The sequence below is a fragment of the Amycolatopsis sp. A133 genome (assembly GCF_031082405.1).
Taxonomy (GTDB): Bacteria; Actinomycetota; Actinomycetes; order Mycobacteriales; family Pseudonocardiaceae; genus Amycolatopsis.
The window spans coordinates 1-1,154 of sequence record NZ_JAVHJU010000072.1; the positions used below are offsets into that span (position 1 = coordinate 1).

Sequence of the window (1,154 nt, forward strand, 5' to 3'; positions counted from 1 at the left end):
TGTAAAGCGGGTTCTAACCCGCTTTACCACTCACGACACTTATCCACATCAGTTCTGGTTGTCCACAGATTTGCGGAGCGCTCCCCGCCGCGCGCCTGAAGGCGCCATCGTCGGATCATGCCCCTGCACCCACGCTGGTCGGCCGACCGGCTACCGGACGTGGCCCGCCCCAGCTGGCCACCGCTGCTCGACGCCCAGCACGGTGTCGTCAGCGGTGCACAGCTCCGCTCGTACGGCCACACCAAAGCGGACATCGAGGCCAACCTTGAGGCCGGTCGCTGGCAACGCGTGCTCCCGAGGGTCTACGCGACGTTCACCGGCGAGCTGCCCCGGCCCGCCCGGCTGTTCGCGGCTTTGCTCTACGGCGGCGCGAACGCCGTCCTCAGTCACCACACGGCGGCGGAGGAATGGGGCCTGATCCCCCGGGGAGACCGGCCGGTGGAGATCACCGTCCCGTACACCAGTTCCGCGATCTCGCAGCGTCCCCTCGTCGTCGTCCACCGCTCCCGGGCGCTGCGGTACACGACGCTGGTGGCCACGCCGGCTCGGACCCGCCTGCCCGACACGATCCTCGATCTGGCGGTCTCACAGCCGACCGCACGCGAAGCGACACTGCTCGTCGTCGATCTCGTGAGCCGGAGCCCGGTCGCCGTCGGGGACGTCCGGGATTGCCTCCTGCTGCGGCCGCCGTACCGCTATCGTGCCGCCGTTCGCCGCGGGCTCGCCCTGGTCGCCAACGGGCTGATGTCGGCGTTGGAAGTCGAATACCTCGAAAGCGTCGAAGACCGGCACGGGCTGCCTCGCGGCGAACGGCAGACCCCCTTCGCCGTCGACGGGAAGACCCTGTGGGAAGACGTCACCTATGACGTCCACGGCGCCGCGGTCACGATCCGGCTCGATGGCCGGGCCACGCACGCCACCGGCGGCGTCGCATTCCGCGACCGTCGCAGGGACAACGCCGCCGAGCTCGCCGGCCGAGCACGTCTCGTTTACGGCTGGCAGGACGTGCACACCTCACCGTGCGCGGTGGCGGCCGAGGTGCGCAAAGTCCTCGCGCGCGAGGGCTGGTCCCCGGCAGGAAGCCGGGCCCCGACTTGCCGACAGTGCCGCCCACCGCAGTCGTGAGTGGTAAGGCGGGTTAGAACCCGCCTTAC

General features: G+C 70.0%; 1 protein-coding gene. It reads left to right on the top strand.

Annotated features, from left to right (window positions below):
• Positions 1-117: 117 nt before the first annotated feature.
• A complete protein-coding gene (locus Q5425_RS43145; protein WP_308678235.1) occupies positions 118-1,125 on the top strand; it encodes a hypothetical protein in 1,008 nt (335 codons plus the stop codon).
• Positions 1,126-1,154 lie beyond the last annotated feature (29 nt).

Bases quoted from the DNA above. Each gene is read 5' to 3' on its own strand.
- Q5425_RS43145 (WP_308678235.1), top strand. From the start codon at position 118: ATGCCCCTGCACCCACGCTGGTCGGCCGACCGGCTACCGGACGTGGCC.